The sequence below is a fragment of the Isoptericola sp. NPDC060257 genome (assembly GCF_042726645.1).
GTDB classification, from domain to species: Bacteria; Actinomycetota; Actinomycetes; order Actinomycetales; family Cellulomonadaceae; genus Isoptericola; species Isoptericola nanjingensis.
In genome coordinates this window covers 1-1,932 of sequence record NZ_JBHXAW010000456.1, presented here as the reverse complement: position 1 = coordinate 1,932, position 1,932 = coordinate 1, and the positions used below count along the sequence as shown (strand labels likewise).

General features: G+C 73.1%; 1 protein-coding gene. It reads right to left on the bottom strand.

Going from position 1 to position 1,932, the window contains the following annotated elements:
• Positions 1 to 98: 98 nt before the first annotated feature.
• A partial coding sequence (locus ACFWEK_RS21250) for an ABC transporter ATP-binding protein (protein WP_430555329.1) occupies positions 99 to 1,932 on the bottom strand: 1,834 nt, incomplete at its 5' end.

Sequence of the window (1,932 nt, the reverse complement as noted above, 5' to 3'; positions counted from 1 at the left end):
GACGTCTTCCTCCCGCAGTGGAGGGCGCCCTGGCGCCCGTGAACGCGTCCCCGCGAAGAACCTCTCGGCCGGCTCGACCCCCAGCCATGGACGCGGGGCTACACGAGCGAGTCCTGCCACGCGGCGTTGAGCGCGGCGTAGTGCCCGTCCCCCGCCGCCAGCTCGTCGGGCGTGCCGTCCTCGATGACGCGGCCGTGCTCCATGACGAGCACCCGGTCGGCGATCGCGACGGTCGAGAGCCGGTGGGCGATGATGATCGCCGTCCGGTCGGCCAGCAGGGTCTGCAGGCCGTGCTGCACGAGCCGCTCGCCCGGGATGTCGAGGGACGACGTCGCCTCGTCGAGCACCAGCACCGCCGGGTCGGCGAGGAACGCCCGCGCGAAGGAGAGCAGCTGCCGCTGCCCCGCCGAGACGCGGCCGCCGCGCTTGTTGACGTCGGTGTCGTACCCGTCGGGCATGTCCATGATGAACTCGTGCGCCCCGACCGCCCGTGCGGCGGCCTCGATGTCCGCCTGCGGTGCGCCGGGCCGTCCGAGCGCGATGTTCTCGCGCACGGACCCGCTGAACAGGTAGGCCTCCTGGGTCACCATGACCACGGCGCGCCGCAGGTCCGTCGTCGACAGGTCCCGCACGTCGACGCCGTCGAGCAGCACGCGGCCCTCGCTCGCGTCGTAGAACCGGGTCACGAGCTTGGCGAGCGTGGACTTGCCCGCGCCGGTCGTGCCGACCAGCGCGACCGTCTGCCCCGCCGGGAGCGTGAGGTCGAGGTCGGGCAGCACGACCGGGCCGTCGCCGTAGCGGAACGTGACGTGATCCAGCCGGAGGGCGCCGCGCGCGTGCGGCAGCGCCACGGGGCGGCGCGGCTCGACGACCGTCGGCTCCTCGGCCAGCAGGCCCGAGACCTTCTCCAGCGCCGCCGTGGCGGACTGGAAGGAGTTGTAGAAGTTCCCGAGCTGCTGGATCGGCTGGAAGAACCGCTTCACGTACAGCAGGGCCGCCACCAGCACGCCGACGTCCAGCCCGCCGGAGTAGACCCGCCAGCCGCCGATCGCGAGCGCGACCGCGACCGCGACGTTGCCGATGAGCACGAGGCCCGGCTGGTAGCGGCCGTTGAGCCCCATGGTGTTGAGGTTGGCGTCGCGGTACTGCTCGCTGAGCCGGCCGTACTCCGCCTCGGTGGTCGACTCCCGGCGGAACGCCTGCACGGCGCGCATCCCGGTCATCGTCTCGACGAACTTCACGATGAGCCGCGCCGACGTGGTGCGCTGCTCGCGGTAGAACACCTGCGAGCGCTTCTGGAACCACCGGGTGAGCAGCCAGGCCGGCACGAGGGCCACCGCGAGCACGAGTCCCGAGCGCCAGTCGAGCAGGAACAGGCTCAGCCCGGTGAAGACCATGAGCATGAGCGAGGAGACGACGCCGGTGAGCCCGCCGTCGAGCAGCTCGCGCAGCGCCTCGAGGTCGGACGTCTGGCGGCTGATGATGCGGCCGGACGTGTACGACTCGTGGAACTCCAGGCTCAGCAGCTGCGTGTGCCGGAAGACCCGACGGCGCAGGTCCAGCAGCACCCCCTGGGCGATGCGCGCGGCCTGGCGGACGTAGGCCCCGGCGCACAGGCCGCCGACGACCGCGGCGACCAGGTAGACGGAGCCGACCAGCACGAGGGTGCCGACGTCGCCGTCCATGAGGTCGGGGACCGCGGAGTCGATGGCGAGGGACACGAGCCACGGGCCCGCGACCTGGCCGAGCGTCGACACCACGACCAGGAGGCCCGCGAGGGCGAGGGCGCCGCGGCGCGGCCGCAGCAGCTCACCCAGCAGGCGCAGCGACCGCGACCTGACGTCGCGGGAGGTCTCGGCGTCGAGCCGGGTGGTGTCGTCCGCGGTCGCGTCGGTGGGGCGACGTCGCTCGTCCGGCCCGGACGTCGTGGGC